Genomic DNA, 17640 nt, shown 5'->3' with positions numbered 1-17640 from the left:
TCAACCTGCTTCCGATGAAGACAACGTGCAGGGATCTCTCTAATGTCACGAAATCAATCTATCACTGATCGTATCTCATTAAATATTTATCCGTTGTTCTTGAGTTGGCACGAGAAAGTTTATTCCTTAAATCTAACCGGTATTTGTATTTTGAATATTTAGAAAAATTTGCCTCATTCGGATATTACACGCTTATTTATACCGACAAACCCTATCGGGACGATCATGATGACAGCTCACTCTCCGCAAGTAATGAACTTAAGATATATTTCAAGGCTAGTATTGCGTCGCAAATTAGTGGTAATAACAATTTTTACCGGTTCAATATTATTAGTTGTTGCGGCATATTTACTAAAAATACCTGTTTTTGAGGCGTCTGCGACTCTGCTCGTGGGCCAACCTGATATCAATCGCCCCGATGATGCGCCTTTCAGGAGCGCGGAATGGGCGAATTCTCAGGCTCGCATCGCTGATAGCCAGCCCGTCATTCGCGCCGCAATCGAAAAGGTTGGAATTGAGCGATTCGGGAGCAATGAGGCATTTCTATCCGGGCTTGGCGCAAAATTGAGAGAATTTTTCAATCAGAAGCCGATCGGTGATTTTACAAAAATACAGCCAATTGATGTCGCCACCGCCTTTGTAAGCAGATCATTGTTTGTCAGAGTCGAGCCGAATACAAATTTTATCCGCGTCTCCTTCCGCAGCACAAATCCGCAATTGGCCGTCGAGATGGCCGACGCCGTTTCTCGAGCTTTCGTCGACCGCCAGATAGAGTTGAACCAAGTGCCAGGCGCGGCAGACTTCTTCGCAGCGCAGAAGAAGAAATTCGATGAGGAGGTGCAAAGAGTTTCGCGGGAGCTGGACTCGTTCTCGTCCTCTCAGGGCCTTTACGCGGCGGACGAGCAACGATCGCTCCTTCTGAAACGTGCGGCGGACCTGTCCGCGGCTTTATCGACGGCCAGAGCCTCCATCGCGGAGAAGGAAGGACAGAGGGTCGCCGTGTCTGATCATCTGCGTCGATTGCGGCAGGTGGCCCAGAATCCTTTCGTCTCTGAGCTCGTAGACGCACTTGGTTCTCCGAAGAATAGGATCGGCAGTCCTCGCGAAGATCGAGTGTCCCCCGGCGATCCGCCCCTTATAACAGTTCGGGTATATCAAGATTCTTTGGCTTTGCTTTTCAAGATCGACGCCGATCTCCACGGTCTTTCGGAACTGCAAAAGAGCATCGCTGGAGATTTAGATAAAGTAAACAAAGATCTCACTATTCTTTCTCATAAGGAAGGAACTTTCTTGACATTGAGACGCGAACTGGCTCTAGCGTCTCAGAATTCTGAAACATATAGCAAGCGGTACGTTGAAGAGAAGCTCAATTCGGATGTCAGAAATGCAAGAATATCGAATGTCAGAATTGTCCAATCGGCAATTTTTCCCTCTCGGAGCATTGCGCCGAATGGATGGATATATCTTGCAGTTGGAATTTTTATCAGCTCCCTGCTGAGCGTCGGATCGATCATACTTCATGATTTTATGTCGTCACCGGGTTGATACAGATAGCGCGGTGTTATTTATGAAAATGTGATCATCGTTATTTAGCAGCACACATAAATACTTTTACCGCGCCGCATAACATGACGGCAACGACGCAATCGATCCGGAGCCGACAGATGATCGGTGGCAGGCGCACCCTGGGCGCTTCCCGATTGAAGGGGTACCGGGCGGGTGAGTGCCGCTTGGTCCGGAGCCGGGCCAGATCGACCAACCTTATGACGAAACGAAGTTTCGCAGGATCTGTGCCGAGACGAGCCACGGTGACCTTGAGCTTCGAGCGAGGAGGCGTCGATCGGGCCGGTTCTGCACTTGCTACCCACCGGGAGAACATCCGCACCAGACCTTTCTCGGCATTGACCAGCTTCGCTGCTGTCGAGCCGGCCGGCTCCAACGCTCGACCGACTCGGCTCATCACTATGATGGGGGTCAATACGCACTAAAGCATCGACGGTCCTCAGCAACGCAGCACGATTGTCTTTGATAGACCGATCGCCTATGTATATGTTCAACATAACAATTTTCTGTCGGATCGAGGGTCGGCGACATGCAACTGACAATCGGAATTAAGGCTTTCAATGAAGAGAAACATATTGCAGAATCTATATCCAGCGCGATACAGGCCGGCGCGCCGTTTCAAACGCGAATTATTTTAGCGGATAGCGGATCAACCGATCGAACTATCGAAATCGCTTCGAAATTTGATATAGACATTGTTCAATTGGCCAAGTCGGCGGAGCGGTCCCCGGGAGTGGGGGCTCAGTTGGCATTTCAATATTCTTCAGGCGATTACTTTTATATGCTAGATGGAGACATGATATTAGACCGTGAATTCTTGACATCAGCAATAGAATTCCTTAATGGTAACGAGGAATATGCTGCCGTCGGCGGGCAGGTTCGAGAGATGAATGCGGTCAATAGTGAGTTCCGCATTCGTTCCGAAACATTTGCCAGAGGGAAAAGCTACATTTCCGGGGATGTTGATAGACTGGACGGTGGGGGATTATATAGAACGAGTGCCATCGCGCAAGTCGGTTATTTTTCCGACCAAAATCTGCATGCTTTCGAGGAGTTCGATCTAGCTGCTCGACTTTTATCGAAAGGATGGAAGCTTGCGAGGATTGATAACGTAGCAGTTTATCATTTTGGACACACAATCAATAGTTATCATCTTCTTTATAAGCGCATCCGATCGGGAAATAGTGGGGCCATCGGGCAGATCGTGAGAGGGTCTCTGTTTCAACCGCATTTTAACATAATTATTCGGAATCTTGGCCATGTCCGCAATGCAATTATTGTATGGCTGTGGCTATGTATTTTAATCATACTAACATGCCTTGATTTTGACCCTCGTATCAAGGTTATCATGTGCCTGTCGATCGCCATCTCACCTTTGATATTTCTTGCATTCCGGCGCAAATCACTGTCTTTAGGTCTGTATTCTTTGACCGGTTGGCTTGTGAATGCATTTGGCCTGATCCCAGGATTATTCAGGAAGCGCGTATCGCCAAAAAGCCCGATTCGGGCAATCTTCATTAAGAGACAGAAGACAAATCATAGGCAGAATTAAAAATGCTCCCGAAAGAAGAGTATTTTACCTGCCGTCGCGGCCGGCTGGTAACGCGGTAGCCGTTGCTCGAGATACCGCTGGTCTTGCCACGGTTCGGCGACGCATCACAGATGAAGCTCGCTGCGGTCGTGCGCCGGCATGGCCGATGATCGGTCCCGGGATATCCACATTGCCCGTGCGTCTCATTTTACGATCTCCGCGTTCCAAGGGGAGACGTGCACCCCGGCCCGCACAAGCCCGTTAAGACTTTGGAGGGAGACGGCGTTTCATCCGGCATGATGCCGGCGGGGAGTGTCCAGGTGCAACGATGATCCGGCCCCTCTTCGCGTCCCTCGTCCTCCCTGCGTCAGGCACCGTGCGCGCGGTGGTTCCATTCCGGTGCGGGAATCCTGCGCCGGCCTTCGTCTCGGGCCGGTGCTGCGGAAGCGCCCGCCGCCGCCGCGGATGACGATCCGGGCTCGCCGAGGCGGCAGGGCGTCCGCCGCATCGAAGAGACCAGGGACGGTGCCCTGATGGTTCGGCAGATGCGGCCCCGGACCCGGCCGTCCGGCAGATCCCTCGAACCGACGCTCCGGGGCTGCCTTCCGGCGCGTCCGCTCCACGACACGATCGAGACGTTTCGAACGGCACGCCGCAGGGTGGCCGAGGTTGCAGGCTGATGCGCGTACCGTCCTCCTTGAAATCCCACGCTCCCGGGCACGCCCGACTCAGCGCGAGGGCGGCCCGGCGCCTCACCCTGCCTCCGCTCCTGATCGTCCTCCTGTCGATCTGGCTTGCGCTGCCGGCTGCAGCGCAGACGGGCGGACTCGTACCGGAGACGCGGCAGCTCCTCCGCGAGACCGAGGAGGCCTTGCCGCGGATCGAGCAGGATTACGCCGGCGCCCTGCGCGCGCGGAACGCCATCGAGCCGCTGCGCGAGGCCTTGCGGGCCCGCCTGCAGCAGCTGGAGCGCCGCCAGCGGGATCTCGACCAGCAGGTAGCCCGACTCGGGCCGAAACCCGCCTGGGACGAGACGGAGGCGGTCGCCGCGCAGCGCCGCGAACTCGCCGCCCTCCAGGCCGCCTTCGAGGCCGAGTACCGGCCGGTTCTCCTGGCCGCGCAGCAGAGCGAACAGATGTGGCATCGGCTGACCGAGATCCGCCGAACGCTCTTCGCGAAGCGCCTGACGATGAACGTCGCCAGCATCCTCGACCCGATCTTCTGGCGGGACGTGGCGACGGTCGAGCTGCCGAGATTCGCCGTCCAGACCGAGCAGCTGCTGCGATCCTGGGCCGATTACGTGTCCCTCGCGATGTCCTGCCTGGCCGTGGCGGTGGCGGTCCTGATCGTGACGACGCTCGACCAGCTGCTCGGCCGCGGCCAGGCCAGCCAGACGCGGGCCGGGGCGGCGCTGGCGGCCATGCTCGGGCTGAGCCATCACGCCATCGATCTCGCCGGCGTGGCCCTGTCGGGCCTGACCCGCCTGGCCGTCATCGTCACCACCGGCCTCATCGTCCTCGCGCCGTGGGGACTGGAATACGGGGACGTGAACCCGTTCGGCGATTTCGCCGCCTGGTTCGCCACGACGGACCTGCGCAGCGGGCTCGGCACCTTCGGCTTCGCCCTCCTCGCCTTCGTGCTCGGGATCGTCGGCACCAAGCTGGTGGTGGACTGGATGGACACGGCCCTGCTGCCGCGGACCAGCCTGGACCCGAGCCTGCGCCACTCGATCCGCACCGTGCTGGGCTATGCGGGCTTCGCCGTCACCGCGCTCGGCGCCCTCTCCCTGATGGGCATCAACGCCCAGAATATCGCCGTCATCGCCGGCGCCCTCTCGATCGGCATCGGCTTCGGGCTGCAATCCATCGTCGGCAACTTCGTCTCGGGCCTGATCCTGCTGGCCGAGCGTCCGGTGCGGGTCGGCGACGTCGTGGTGATCAAGGGGGAGGAAGGGCGCGTGCAGCGCATCAGCGTGCGCTCCACGGTGATCGGCACCTTCCAGCAGGCGAGCGTCGTGATCCCGAATTCCGACCTGATCGCCTCCGTGGTGCGCAACCGCAACCTGGCCAATGCAAACCTGGAGCTGCGCTTCACCCTGGTCCTGGACCACGACGCGGACGTGGCGCGGGCGGACGCCGTCGTGGTGACGGCGGCCGAGGGCCACGCCAACGTGCTCAAGACCCCGAAGCCCCGCGTCCTGTTCGTGCGCATCACCGAGATCGGTCAGGAGCTGGAGGTCCGCTGCAGCGCCGACCGCTTCGAGAACAAGCGCCAGGTGCGCTCGGACCTCCACCACCGGATCGCCGAGGCCTTCCGGCAGGAGGGCCTGCGCTTCGCGCGCTACCCCCACGCCATGGCCGCCCTCAGCACATCCGCTCAGGCGGAGGACACCGACTGATATCGTGCGATTCGATGCCCACCCCCGGAGGCGGCGCGGCGGCCGGGCCGCGCGCCCTGCCGTCAGCCGATCGCCACCATGATCGAGGCGGCGCGGAGGGATTCCGTCATGAGGCCGGCACGACAGAGACTCCGGCGCGCTGACACGGATCATGACCTCGCGGCGATTTCACAATACAATAAGACCACAACCGGCGACATCAAGAAGCGATCGGCTGTCAAATCATGATGAAATACGTGAAAAAACGATATTAATCTATCTCGCACATTTTGAAAATCTTATATTGATGATGTTCGATCGCAGCCATCACTCTGATCAAGCGAGCGATGATTGATTCTCGGGAACCTGTTCAGTGGCCGGGCCGACCATATCCGACGTCTTGGTCAGCAAGTGGTAGGCCGCGACGGGGTTGGTGCTGATGTACCGCCATCCGAGTCGGCGCGGTTCCATCGCCGCGCGATGCAACCACTCGAGACCGCTCGACTGCATCCAGGCCGGGGCTCGTGCCACACGCTCCGCGATGTGATCGAACAGGCCGCCACAGGTACGGATCCACGCCAGCCCGCGCAGGCGGTCCCGGTGCTCGATCGCGAAACGTTCCTGGATCGGACTCCCGAGACCGAGCCAGAGCACCTGCGCCCCCGATGCAACGATCTCATCGCAGAGGGATGCCTCGTCCTCGCGGGAGAAGTATCCATGCCGGCAACCGACCACCTGCAGGCCCGGGTAGCGGGCCGTCAGCTTGCCGGCCGCATCGGCGGCGATACCAGGTCGTCCGCCTAAGAAATAAAAGCGGATCGCGTTCTCGGCAGCCGCCCTGCCCGCATCTTCAATGAAATCAGTCGTCGCCACCCGTTCCCTCAACGGTGCTTTACATAGCATCTTTGAAGCAAAAACCAACGGCATGCCGTCCGCATCGACGATGTCCGCCTGATCAACGTGGAATGAAAATTTCTGATCACTGTGGTATGCTGCGACGACAGAGCCGTTTGCAGATATCACAACTTTCGGAACTCCCAACTTTCCGCTCTTCGCAGCGCGACAATCGGCCACCATCTGGCTTGCGAGCTCGGAGCGCGTCAGACGGCTGATCGGAATGCCGCCGACGAGAATCTTGTCAGAATAAAAATCATACATTACATCATCCTTCCCTTCGATCTTTGTTTTTGAGTCGATTTTAGTAGGCACGTTTCGACGTAATAAACTCTTTCATTACTGTAATCATTATAATATAGGCGTCAAGTAAAACGGATTTATTCTCGATGTACCATAAGTCGAGAGCCACCCGCCGATCCATCTGATCGATATGCTCGGTCTCCCCCCGGCATCCATTGATCTGTGCCCACCCCGTCATTCCTGGTTTTACAGCAAAACGGTTGTTATAATTCTTGATTATATTGCAATAATACAAATCGTGCGCCGTCGCGTGCGGTCGCGGGCCGACGATAGACATATCAGATTTGATGATGTTTATTAACTGCGGCAACTCATCCAAACTTGTCTTTCTAAGAATCTTCCCAAATCTTGTAATTCTTTTATCGTACTTAACAGCTTGTACAACATTTTTTCCATCTTCTTGGACCGTCATCGTTCTGAACTTATAGATGCGGAATATTTTCCCATTCAAGCCTGTGCGTGCCTGCGTAAATATCGGCGACCCTTTGGTTTCAAGACAGATGATGATTGCGATCAGTAGCAGCAACGGAGAAAGAAGAACTACAGCTCCAACGGCAATTGCCGGTTCTATTCCGATATTTCTGATGATTCTGTCGGCAATATAAGCTGTTTCTTTACTAATTTCGTGTGTTATATTATTTTCTAAATCATAATTATTACCCTTATAGGCAGTCATTTTCGGACCTCCACGACAGTCAAGCTGGTTTTTATTTGCGGGCAATGCTGCACGCTGCTTGCCATGAGTGGATGTATACGAATGATTAATCTTATTCAAGCTTTTGTCAATAGCCAAGCTCGAACGTATTACAGTATTGTCATAGATCATTTTTGTAGACTTTGTCACTCATGTAGCGCAATTTAGGGTTGTATATAGCTTTGTCAAATCACTCGCGCCGCATGAGTGAACGAGCACCCGATGATCAAATTGTTTTCTAACTGCTTACAGATCAACGTTCCGACGCGTTTTTGCTTCGAATCTCTGACGCCGCCCGATACAACTCTGAGAAATGGATATTCATTGAATAGGCCATCATGCGAATTTGCATCATTCATGCTTCAACCGATCGGTCGAGATGGCAAAACCTATGGCAGATGAAGAGATAGTCTTCTGAGGTGCTTGATCACTGAAAGCACCGAGTGATGATCCGATGCGCGGCGGGCGTTCAAATTTCCAAAACGGCAGCGCGCCTGGGTGACCCCTTGCAGAACAAAGCGTGGCTATCGGAGGTTTTTTATCAATTTATTCCCTCTCGACAATCTGATTTTTGACTCGAAAATGGCATGAGCCCCCAATCAAGCTTGGTAATCGTCTTTTTTTATCGCATGTGCCACGCGGATTGCTAGAGAATGTCACAGTTATGAATGGCGCCTGATATGATTAAGGCCCAGTTTCAGCCTGAACATGACCGCATTTTTCGCTTCGACCGATGATCAGATGCGGCCTTCCGACACTCGATGCCCCCAGAAGCACCATGGACCGCGCCCGGTGCACCAATGTCTGGTTGTCCTGTTCCTGGATCTGAGCCGATGCCGAGGCCTCAGTCGTCGCCTTCCGGCGTCTTCACCGCGTGAGGCCTTGCTCACACCTGATGGAGGCGCCGAGCCCGGTCTCCATCGCTTCCGCGCGATCGGCACCCAATGCAGACCATCAAACCACAACGCATTCGAACGAATCTGCTCGAGAGCGCTGCGGTTCGGCGGACGAGCCCGTCTGCTGGTCGCTGCCGTCGAAGGCCGTCATCAGGGCGGCAGGCGGCAACTCGATGCGCATGGGGTCGCGCATCGACCAGTCGGGATCCTGCCGGAGGCGAAGTCTGCGACGGCCCGAGGAGGGTGGAGGCGACCGGCGGAGCGTATCGGCTGTCGGTCCGTGCAGGGGGACGACCGACGGCCCCGCCATGGCCTGGATGCCTGATCGAGATGTCGTCGGATCGTGCGACGGCCTTGCCGGTGGCCGGCATGGTTCTTTGATGTACCGACCTTCTTACTGAATGCAAGCGATTAACTTTTTTACATGTAAATTCTCGAATATATACATTATGTCGGGCACGATCGCGGCTGAGAACAGTTGATCATGTCCTATTGCCAGGGTTGTCCGAGCGACAAGGCCGAGCGTAGACAGGCCCAGATTGCGATCGTGGCGATCAACAGCATCGTCGATATCGTATCCTGTCGGAGATACATCAGCCCGAACCGGCTCTGTCCATATAGGACGACGACGTACCGGCATAGTTCGCTCGCGATGATAACGGCGATGCAGCCCACGAGCCCCGCGTTTGCGACGCTCAAGGGTACACCGACTGCCAGGATCAGCAGCCGGACGGTATTGGACAAGCTGTTGTAAGCCGGCTTGCCGCGGGCAAGCAGTGTTCCCTCGTTCAGGTTCGAGATCACGGCGAACCATGCCGCCAAGAGAAGTCCGAACAGCATCCAGCCCGCTTCGTGATAGCGGGCATCGTACAGAATCTTGATCGCAAAGTCAGACCATGAGGCTGCACTGCCGATGGAGAGCGACGCGAGCAGAACGAATTTCCACCGAGTGGCCGACAGCGATCCCGTGACGGACTCACCCCGCTCTTCCGTGGCCGCAAGCATGGGAAAGACGATCTGGTAGCTGAGGCGTGTCGCCAGTATCGGCGGAAGATCCGAGATCGTCCGTGCCAGCCCGTAGATGCCGAGCAGCTGGAACGGGATCGAGGTTCCGAGGTACAACTTGTCAATGTTGGTGGAAGCGTAGATGGTGAAGCTCGACACCATGATCCACTTCCCGAAGTTCAGGATTTCGCGTGTCGAGCGTGCGTCGAGGGTCAATCGATGCGCGGGATGCGGTAAGAGGTAGCTCAGGGCGCTTCTCACGATCAGAGCGCAGATCACGCCGAGGACCGGCGCCCAGATCGTGGGCGTGATATACACAAACGTAACACTGATCAGGAACGCCAGGGATTCGGCGCCGAGCTCGAACAAGTTGCGCGCCCTGACATTGAGGGACCGCACGAGAAGAAAGACTGATGTCGAGCAAAGACTGTTGATGAACGGCGCCAGGCTTATGACCATGAAAATATCCCTAGAAATATTGAATAAATTTGAAAGAAACGGCGACATCGACAAAAAAACCAAGCTCAAGATACCGCCGCGTATAATCTGCAAAGTCCACGCAGTGTTCAAGAACGGCCTGGTTGCTCCACGAGAATTGTGGATGATGTTCTGCTCGATTCCGACATCCGTGAGAAGCTCGACGCCGTACCTCACGCTGTGCACGACGACCATCACGCCCAGGATGTCCGGCGCGAGCATGCGCGACAGGACCACGTTGGTGCCGAGCCGGATCGCCAAGGAGGCGGCGTAGGTGCCGATCGTCCACAGGGTCTTGCCCTGAACGGAATCCGATCCGAAGCTCATCGAGGCCGGGCCCTGCGAGCGACGATCGACGGGACGTCACCTCGGACGCAGCCCGGCAGGCTGCGGAGGCGGCTCCGGTCGGGGGCGCTCCCGCACGGCACCGGCAAACTCGCTTCGTCGTTGAGGTCCATCGGCAAGCGATCCCGCTCTCTCGTTGCGAACGTCATTCACCCGCTTCGACGGCGGTGCATTCGTCCGGATCGGCAAACGCGTAAGGTCCAGGACGGCAGGGCGCCGGCTCCCCGACGACGAAGCCGGAACCCAGATACCCGATGTAAACACGCCCGAACTGGTTTGGATCGGCACCCAGTACTGTGACCTGATCCAGTGATCCCAGGGGGAAGCGCCCGACCCGCGTCCAGGTCGCGGCATCATCGATGGAGCGCCATATCCCGTAGCGCCCGGACAGGCGGCCGGAGACGAAAATCGTCGGCGGGCCGGGATCGCGGAAGGGTTTGCCGAAGGCGATATCGTCGACGCGGTCCATGGTGCGGATCGGCGTCCATGTTGCGCCGCCGTCGGAGCTTCGCCTGAGGCGGGTATCGCTCTCGCCGGACACCGCGGAGGTGAAGAAGAGGTCCCCTGCCCGACCTGGCACGGCGCGAAGCTTCGCCGCGTGATCGCTCCCGGGTGCGATCTCTCCCTTGTAAGCCTGTTGCCAGGTCGCGCCCTGGTCCACCGTCCGCCACAAGCCGGCGAGCTTTGCGTCCCCGCTGCCTGCGCCATAGGCGAGATAGAACGTGCCGGCGTCGCGACCGTCGGCAGTCAGCGTCTTGCGTTGGAGAAAGCGCTGCCCGTGCGAACCTCGTACCGTCGGGCGGCCATCGAGCCGGATCGGCTGCCATGTCCGGCCGCGATCACGGGTGTAGAACGGCGCACGATGGAAGGACGGCTCCCAGACGATGTTGTCGGGACTGCCGGCCGATACCGCGATCGTCCCGAACGACATTCGCCATGGATCGCTGCTGCTCGTGCCCTGGGGGGTCGGGAGGCTCGGAAACTTCGTCCAGGTCCGTCCCCCATCGGTGCTGAACCCGGCGAGCACGGCGTCTCCGTCCTGCCAGCAGCAGCCAGTCCTGGTGTCCGACGCGTTCGTTGCCACGAAAGACGGGTCCGCCGGCGTGAGCGCCAATTGCTGCACCGCGATCAGTACCCGCTCCTTGGGTCCGTAGGTGGTGGAATACGATTGCAGATCGACCTTGCGGTGAACGCCGAAATCGAGAACTGCGAAGAGCGGCGGCTGACCTGATGCCTGAACGACATCGTTCGCCACCAACTCCTCGATGCCACGGGTTTGACTGATCCAGGTCACGGTTGGGAGCCAGTCCGGCAGGTCGGCGTAGTAGACGCCTGTTCCCGTCCCGGCCCAGATCCGGTCGGGACGTTTCGGGTCGAACAGGACGGGACCCATCGCGAAATACGATTGATTGCTGACGCGCAACCAGGGCGGGTCGCGCTCGCCCGGCCGCGATCGATGAAACAGGCGGACCCAGCTCGCGCCCCCGTCGCTCGAGCGATAGGCAACGCCGCCTTGATCGAAAACCAGGATCCTGTCTCGATGCGGATCGGCGGCGACCGACACGAATGTCGCCGTCGGGATCGCCTTGCTCCCGACGAGATCCGTCCATCGCTGGTCCCGGAACCGCCACACGCGTCCTTGCTCGGGATCGACCCCGTAGAAGGTACCGTCCGACGTGAATGCTCCCTGGCTGATCACGGTCGGTCGTGGGCCACCGGAGATCGGGAGTGGGAGAAAGCTGCGGCCCGCGTCTTGGGACAGCAGCATGCCGTGACCAGCGGACATAACCCAGACACGGCTCGCTGAATTCTGCCTGCCGCGTTCGAACCAGATCGGAAGGCCGGGGCTGGGCTCGACATCGCGATGGCGGAGCCTTGCGGCTGGCGGAACCGTCTCGACGCGTGCCCAGCTCTTGCCGCCATCCTCCGAGCGGAAGAGCCCATTCTCCGGCGTTCCGAACAGAACGAGATCGGGATTGTCCGGGCTGACCGCCAGAAACGGTCCATAGCCGCGAAATTCCCCGTTCGGATGAAGGTTCAGCGGGGTGGGGAGGCCGGCTTCCGATGCCGAGAAACGACGCCCGCGATCGTCAGACCAGAATACTCGCCCCTTCACTGCCATGTATATGCGATCTCTCCGCGAGGGAGCCACAACAGCCTCATAGACACCCTCGTTGAAGCCGTCCTGCACATGAAATTTCTCCGGCATCGTTGCGCTCGAGACAAGCTGTACCCAGCGGTCACGCTCGGCATGCCACAGGTAAGCACCATGCACATCTGTCCGAGCGACACGGGTGACGCCGGCATCATCTGAACTGTATCCCGTGATGAAGCCACCACCACCGATGGCGACCCGCTTCCAGGAATAGGTTTCAGGCTGTGCTGCGGCGCGCTGGGCGACGCACCCGCCGAGCACCGCTCCCGCCAGCAGGACGACGCATGCCATGCCCGTCGGCCCGGACACGCTACCGTTCGAGCATCCTGCCGTCGGGTGCGGCGCAGTTGGGTTCCGGCGCGATGCCCTGAGAGAGGCGAAGACGGCAGACGACCGGCGCCCCGCCACAGATCTGCGCGGCACCAGAAAGTTTGATCGTATCATCTCAGACAGCGCTGTGCAGAGAACAAGACGTATGATCGAATGACAGAATCTCGCAAATGCGTCGTCAAGATCGACCCGGAGGGTTTGTACTCTACTCGAAGCTGAAACGGACAAGGCGAACGCGATCGTGAATCGCAAGATTCCACTCCTCTCCGAGGATCTCGCCGAGATTGTCGCCAAGTAAGAGCATGTCACATCGTGCTGCGCAAGCTGACCAGAGCACCTGCTACAACAAAGGTATGATAGCCCTGCATCAGGGATTTACCATTGAGGTATTTGAGTAATTATTTTTATGTATATCAAAGATTAGAGAATTATTTCTGTCAAATTAATACATCTGAGCGTGCGGTATAAGAACATACATTTAGCCTTGAGAATAATTTATATCTTTTATCATCCTTCGCCGCGATCACATTTCATGGATCGCGGGTCGGCGCAATCATCGACATCCCTTCCTGAATCGATGTCATTTGAATATGCCGCAAAAATATTTCAAATTTCGTTGTACATTTTTTGGGCTACAGCCTCGGATCTCGAAGGCTCTTCCGACACAGTATCCAACGGCGATTCCTTACGCATCGTCGACAACAAGGCAAGGGAAAACATAAAAAATATCTGAACGATGTTATCGCGATCAAGAATGCTTGATTCTGTAAAATTGTGACCGATACAGAATATCAAGATAGCAAATACAATTGCACCTCTTGGTTTATAGACCGTCGCGTTAATAGCCAAATCAGATAAAGGAATGATTACAAAAGTTATAACCACTGCGCCTAGCCCGACGAGTCCGATTTGAGACGCGATATCAAGATAACCATTATGAGCTGATGTAATTTTTTTGATCCAAGTTTTATTCATGGAATATACGTAGATCGGGCTATCAGCACCAATGTTCCAGAATGAACCGAAGCCAGCTCCGAATGGGTGCTCCGAAAGATACGCGATCATGATCGGCCAAATCTGGACGCGGCCGGTCAAAGCATCTTCGCGACTGAACGGCATTAACAACTCGTCCCAATAATTCATCATGATAATGCCCATGACACACAATACAAAACAGAGCGACCAAAAAATCACATGATTGTATTTTGAATTGTATTTAGAATAAATCCATCCGAATATGATAGATAATATGACGAGAGCGAAAGAAGTCTTCGATCCACTAAAATAGAGAAAAACAAAGCTCGCGCCGACGATAACTGCGCGATACATAACGCTCGATGCGCCGGCGTGGAAAATATATAAAATGATTGTGAAAGCCGTTATTGCACCCGCCGCATTTTTTTCCGGGTAGATTCCGCGCCAATCGCCTGCCAAGCCTGGATCACCGAAAGCCTCCTCTTGATGTATTGCGTATTGAGGAAAGAGCAATACGCTCGCAAAATTTGCAAGCAAAACACAGGATAGAACAATACGTGCCTGCTCGATGGACCGTTCGATTGACAGATAATGCACCAACATGAATATCGTAGAAATGATCACGCATGTGAGAATGAGACGCCGCGCACCGATTTCCGGATCGATTGCCCAGTACAGTGTCACCGCACAGAACATAAGCGTTAAAATGATTGAGCGCGGAAGTTCGATGATTTTTGATAAATCAGAATATCCTTTCACACCCACAAAGGCGACTCCAAATATTACGATAAATCCGACTTGCCGCAGCAAGCTTCCTTCGCCTGCGACGTCACCACCCGTCAGGGACGTCAGCGGCGCTGCAGCTGTGAGAGCAAATAGCAGCAATAGAGCAAAAACAGCGATCCACGAGTCATGATGGACACCGGAGTTGCTCTCATCCGAGATCGTCATTCATGGAGCTCCGATCGCCTTGCGAGATGGAATTCAAATAAATCAACAAGAATATCTCATGAATCATTCGCCATGATCTACTCTCCTATTTAGTAATTGTCATAAATCAAATGAAATCTCTAAAATCAATACGAACAAAATCAATTATTTCTGTCATCGATTCATCAATATCGTACTCACTCCACCGATCACGCCGGCAACATTCAGTGGCAACACATGCAAATCACACCGCATCCGCGATGGGCAGCCTGCATATCGTGGTACTGCCGATCGCCAAACTTCGCATCGCCCCGTCACTTTTCCCGCGCACCTCATCCAAAAGTGTAAGATCTGCGCCAGAGGACCCCGAAGGGATGAGCCCGCCCATCGCGGTTCGGGCGATCATGCGGCGCCACGCCATCCGGGAGCTGGCGACACGGCGTCGCGTGTGGCTCCCTGACCCGCTCGCCGTCACCGGCGACATATCGCGCCACGCGCTGGCGGCGAGCGGCGCGCTGGCGGGAATCGCTGCCTATCAGGCGCCACGCTCCTCCGAGGAACAGCCTCGTTCAGGCGAGATCGCTCATCCGAGCTACACCAGCCGGCCCAGCCCGCCCAGTCTACGGCGCCCCGGCTAGCCTGGCCCCTCTACGAAGAACAGGCGTCTGTCGAGAAGCGCCGATTCTTGATGTCATGCCGGCATGAAGGCGCCTGGAGATCGGCTCAGCCGGTTCACCCTCAGTGTCCCTCATGACGCTCCCGATCGCCGCCATTGCCCTGTCCGGCAGCGTCGGCGCAGCGGGAGTTTTCGTGACCGGCCCCCGGCCGGCGGACCGCAACGTAGCCAGGCGGCCGGCAAAGCCGCCTTTCGACGGAGGACGTGCTATGGCGATCAACGAGCGCGAACTACTCGAAGACCTTGCTTACCAGGAAGCCGAAGGCGCCGCCGAGATGTATGCGGACGATGCGGATTCCGCCGACTTTCTCGACGGCCACGGTGCCGAGGGCGAGCAGGAAGACGGGTTCGACGCCGGCGAGGCCGAGTGGGGCGGGGAGGAGGAGGACGGGGCTGGCTTCGACGGCATGGACGGCTACGAGGCCGAGGCCGACGGGGCCGAGGAGAGCGACGCCCTCGAGGAGGTGATGGCGTCCGCGCTCATGGCCGAGGAGGAGGACGAGTTCTTCGGCAAGATCGTGAAAGGCATCCGCAGCGCCTTGCCGGTCGTCGGCAAGATCGCCCGCGCCGCCGCCCCGGTCCTGAGCGTGATCCCGCATCCCGCCGCCCAGGCCGCCGCCACCGCGGCCCGGATGATCGGCAAGCTGCGCGCGGAAGGGGCGTCCGAGGAGGAAGCCCTGGAGGCCGTGGCCGAACTCGCCGCCCGCGACCGCCGGGCGCTTCCGGTCGTCGCCGGGCTCGCGGCCCGGACCGTCATGAAGCAGAGCGGCGCCCAGCTCTCCGCGCATCAGCGGCGTCAGGCGGTGCGCACGATGAACCGCGCCGCCCAGACCCTTGTGCGCCAGGGCGGTCCTTCGGCGGTGCGCGCCTTGCCGAAGGTGGCCCGCAGCGTCCTGCGCACCACCGTCTCCAAGGGTACGCCGGCGGCCCTCCGGCCGCGGGTCGTCGCGAGCACGGCCGCGAAGGTCTCGCAGAATCCCGCCCTCCTGCGCCGCCTGGCCCAGCCCTCGCCGCGCGGCCAGCGTCTGTTGCGGCGGCTGGCCTCGGGCGGCGGGCTCGACCAGGGCCATCGCGGCTACGGGGAGCCCGGCCGCAGCCGCACGCTGCGCGTGTCGGGCCCGGGAGAGATCCGCATCGTGATCGGGTGATCCCCTGCGGATCGGCCGGCACCGGGAGGTCCGCATGGCTGCCAGTCCCCTGCACCGCTTCCTGGTGGCGAAGGCCAGGACCCTGAAGAGCCGGGCTCACCGTCTGACGACCCTCAGCCCCGCCACGGTCGGCCTGCGCCCGCAGGACCTGCGCCATGCCCCCTCCCGGGCCCATTTCGAGGCGGCGAACCGCCGCCTCGCCAGCATCGACGCGGTCATCCGCCAGCGCCTGGAGGAGCTCGACCGGATCGGACCCCAGGCCACGCCCTCGGACCGGCTCCTGGCCCTCGCGATGGTCGAGCGGGAGATCGACCGGGCCCGGCGCTCCTTCGGGATGTTCTTCGAGGTCTTCGCCCAGCGGGGAAGCGCCTTCGCGCCGGCCCTGGCCGCGCACGATGTCATCGCGGCCGATTGCTACAGGGCGGTGCGGAAGGCCGCGCCGCGGATCTTCTCCGGGTCGCTGCTGGCGCCCGTCACGTATCTGGAGCACGGCTACTCGCCGATGACGATGCGGCGCGGCGTGACGCTGGGCCGCCTGATGGGCGAGCGCAACCCGTTCCCGCTGATCCGGATTCCCTGGGACCGCGAGAAGCCCTGGCAGGCCACCTTCCTGCACGAGGTCGCCCACAATCTCCAGGCGGATCTCGGGATCTGGGAGGAGAACCAGCACGCGGTCCTGGAGCGCTTGGTCACGGAGGATCTGCCGGCCCGGGCGATCAGCATCTTCGGGCGCTGGCACAAGGAGATCTTCGCCGATCTGGCGGCACTCCTGCTCGGCGGCCCGGCCGTCGGCTGGGGCATGGCGGAGTTCCTGGCCCATCCGGAGGACAAGGTCATGACCTACCGCCCGGGCGGCGCCCATCCGACCGGTCTCCTGCGCGGCCTGATCCTGGCCGAGGCGATGAGGAGCATGGGCTTTGCCCGGGAGGCCGAGGCGCTCGAGACGGTCTGGCGCGGGCTCTACGACCCCCGGCGCGGCCACCGGATCCCCCAGGTGCTGCTCGATGCGGCGCCGCGGGCCATCCCGGCCATCGTGAACGAGATCATGTACCAGCCGCGCCGGAACCTGAGCGAACGATCGCTGGCGCGCGTCATCCCCTTCACCGCCGCCGACCAGGCCGCCATCGAGGCGGCCGGCCGGGCCCTCGTCGCCGGGAGCGTGCCGGCCGGGCTGGCGCCGCGCTTCCTGGTGAGTGCCTGCCGCTACGCCTTCACTGGAGGCGCCGACATCGTCGCCGTCTCGAAGCGGATCATCGCGCACCTCACCCGCGAGGCGGCCCCGGTTCCCGCCCGCCTCCCCGCCGCCCCGGCCGGCCCGCTCCCGGCGACGAGGGCCCGGCC

Annotated in this window: 11 protein-coding genes; 5 read left to right on the top strand and 6 right to left on the bottom strand. The window is 58.7% G+C overall.

Annotation, left to right across the window (positions count from 1 at the left end; translation table 11 throughout):
• Window positions 1–225 precede the first annotated feature (225 nt).
• From VQ03_RS32945 to VQ03_RS30945, 3 genes are all read left to right on the top strand, one after another.
• Window positions 226–1545, top strand: coding sequence for a GumC family protein (locus VQ03_RS32945; RefSeq protein WP_157064049.1), 1320 nt, complete (start codon window positions 226–228; stop codon window positions 1543–1545).
• Between the two features lie 547 nt (window positions 1546–2092).
• Window positions 2093–3115, top strand: coding sequence for a glycosyltransferase family 2 protein (locus VQ03_RS09810; RefSeq protein ID WP_048450695.1), 1023 nt, complete (start codon window positions 2093–2095; stop codon window positions 3113–3115).
• 658 nt (window positions 3116–3773) lie between these two features.
• Window positions 3774–5492: a DUF3772 domain-containing protein gene (locus VQ03_RS30945; RefSeq protein WP_083467899.1), complete on the top strand. Its 1719-nt coding sequence runs from the start codon at window positions 3774–3776 to the stop codon at window positions 5490–5492.
• A gap of 315 nt (window positions 5493–5807) precedes the next feature.
• Here the strand turns inward: VQ03_RS30945 and VQ03_RS09800 are convergent, their stop codons facing one another.
• The 6 genes from VQ03_RS09800 to VQ03_RS31740 form a co-directional block, all read right to left on the bottom strand.
• On the bottom strand, window positions 5808–6629 hold the full coding sequence (locus VQ03_RS09800; protein WP_245292030.1) for a WecB/TagA/CpsF family glycosyltransferase: 822 nt from the start codon (window positions 6627–6629) through the stop codon (window positions 5808–5810).
• Window positions 6630–6669: 40 nt separating this feature from the next.
• Window positions 6670–7344 (bottom strand): sugar transferase, encoded by a 675-nt coding sequence (locus VQ03_RS31745; RefSeq protein WP_245292029.1) that lies wholly within the window; start codon window positions 7342–7344, stop codon window positions 6670–6672.
• A 972-nt stretch (window positions 7345–8316) separates the two neighbouring features.
• Window positions 8317–8451, bottom strand: a complete 135-nt coding sequence (locus VQ03_RS34995) for a hypothetical protein (RefSeq protein WP_280948474.1) — start codon at window positions 8449–8451, stop codon at window positions 8317–8319.
• Between the two features lie 296 nt (window positions 8452–8747).
• Window positions 8748–10067 (bottom strand): oligosaccharide flippase family protein, encoded by a 1320-nt coding sequence (locus VQ03_RS09795; RefSeq protein WP_048450694.1) that lies wholly within the window; start codon window positions 10065–10067, stop codon window positions 8748–8750.
• Window positions 10068–10230: 163 nt separating this feature from the next.
• Window positions 10231–12549, bottom strand: coding sequence for a WD40/YVTN/BNR-like repeat-containing protein (locus tag VQ03_RS09790; protein ID WP_208605493.1), 2319 nt, complete (start codon window positions 12547–12549; stop codon window positions 10231–10233).
• A 627-nt stretch (window positions 12550–13176) separates the two neighbouring features.
• Window positions 13177–14496: an O-antigen ligase family protein gene (locus VQ03_RS31740; RefSeq protein ID WP_083467897.1), complete on the bottom strand. Its 1320-nt coding sequence runs from the start codon at window positions 14494–14496 to the stop codon at window positions 13177–13179.
• Between the two features lie 864 nt (window positions 14497–15360).
• Here VQ03_RS31740 and VQ03_RS09785 point away from each other — a divergent pair.
• On the top strand, window positions 15361–16299 hold the full coding sequence (locus VQ03_RS09785) for a hypothetical protein (protein ID WP_053078480.1): 939 nt from the start codon (window positions 15361–15363) through the stop codon (window positions 16297–16299).
• Window positions 16300–16333: 34 nt separating this feature from the next.
• Window positions 16334–17640 (top strand): hypothetical protein (locus VQ03_RS09780; RefSeq protein ID WP_048450692.1); only part of this gene is annotated, 1307 nt, incomplete at its 3' end.

It is taken from the genome of Methylobacterium tarhaniae (assembly GCF_001043955.1).
Classification (GTDB): Bacteria; Pseudomonadota; Alphaproteobacteria; order Rhizobiales; family Beijerinckiaceae; genus Methylobacterium; species Methylobacterium tarhaniae.
Note: the sequence above shows the minus strand (reverse complement) of the source record. Positions and strands in the feature narration are given on the sequence as shown.

Coding starts and splice junctions, on each gene's coding strand:
- VQ03_RS32945 (WP_157064049.1), top strand. CDS start 226: ATGATGACAGCTCACTCTCCGCAAGTAATGAACTTAAGATATATTTCA.
- VQ03_RS09810 (WP_048450695.1), top strand. CDS start 2,093: ATGCAACTGACAATCGGAATTAAGGCTTTCAATGAAGAGAAACATATT.
- VQ03_RS30945 (WP_083467899.1), top strand. CDS start 3,774: ATGCGCGTACCGTCCTCCTTGAAATCCCACGCTCCCGGGCACGCCCGA.
- VQ03_RS09800 (WP_245292030.1), bottom strand. CDS start 6,629: ATGTATGATTTTTATTCTGACAAGATTCTCGTCGGCGGCATTCCGATC.
- VQ03_RS31745 (WP_245292029.1), bottom strand. CDS start 7,344: ATGACTGCCTATAAGGGTAATAATTATGATTTAGAAAATAATATAACA.
- VQ03_RS34995 (WP_280948474.1), bottom strand. CDS start 8,451: ATGCGCGACCCCATGCGCATCGAGTTGCCGCCTGCCGCCCTGATGACG.
- VQ03_RS09795 (WP_048450694.1), bottom strand. CDS start 10,067: ATGAGCTTCGGATCGGATTCCGTTCAGGGCAAGACCCTGTGGACGATC.
- VQ03_RS31740 (WP_083467897.1), bottom strand. CDS start 14,496: ATGACGATCTCGGATGAGAGCAACTCCGGTGTCCATCATGACTCGTGG.
- VQ03_RS09785 (WP_053078480.1), top strand. CDS start 15,361: ATGGCGATCAACGAGCGCGAACTACTCGAAGACCTTGCTTACCAGGAA.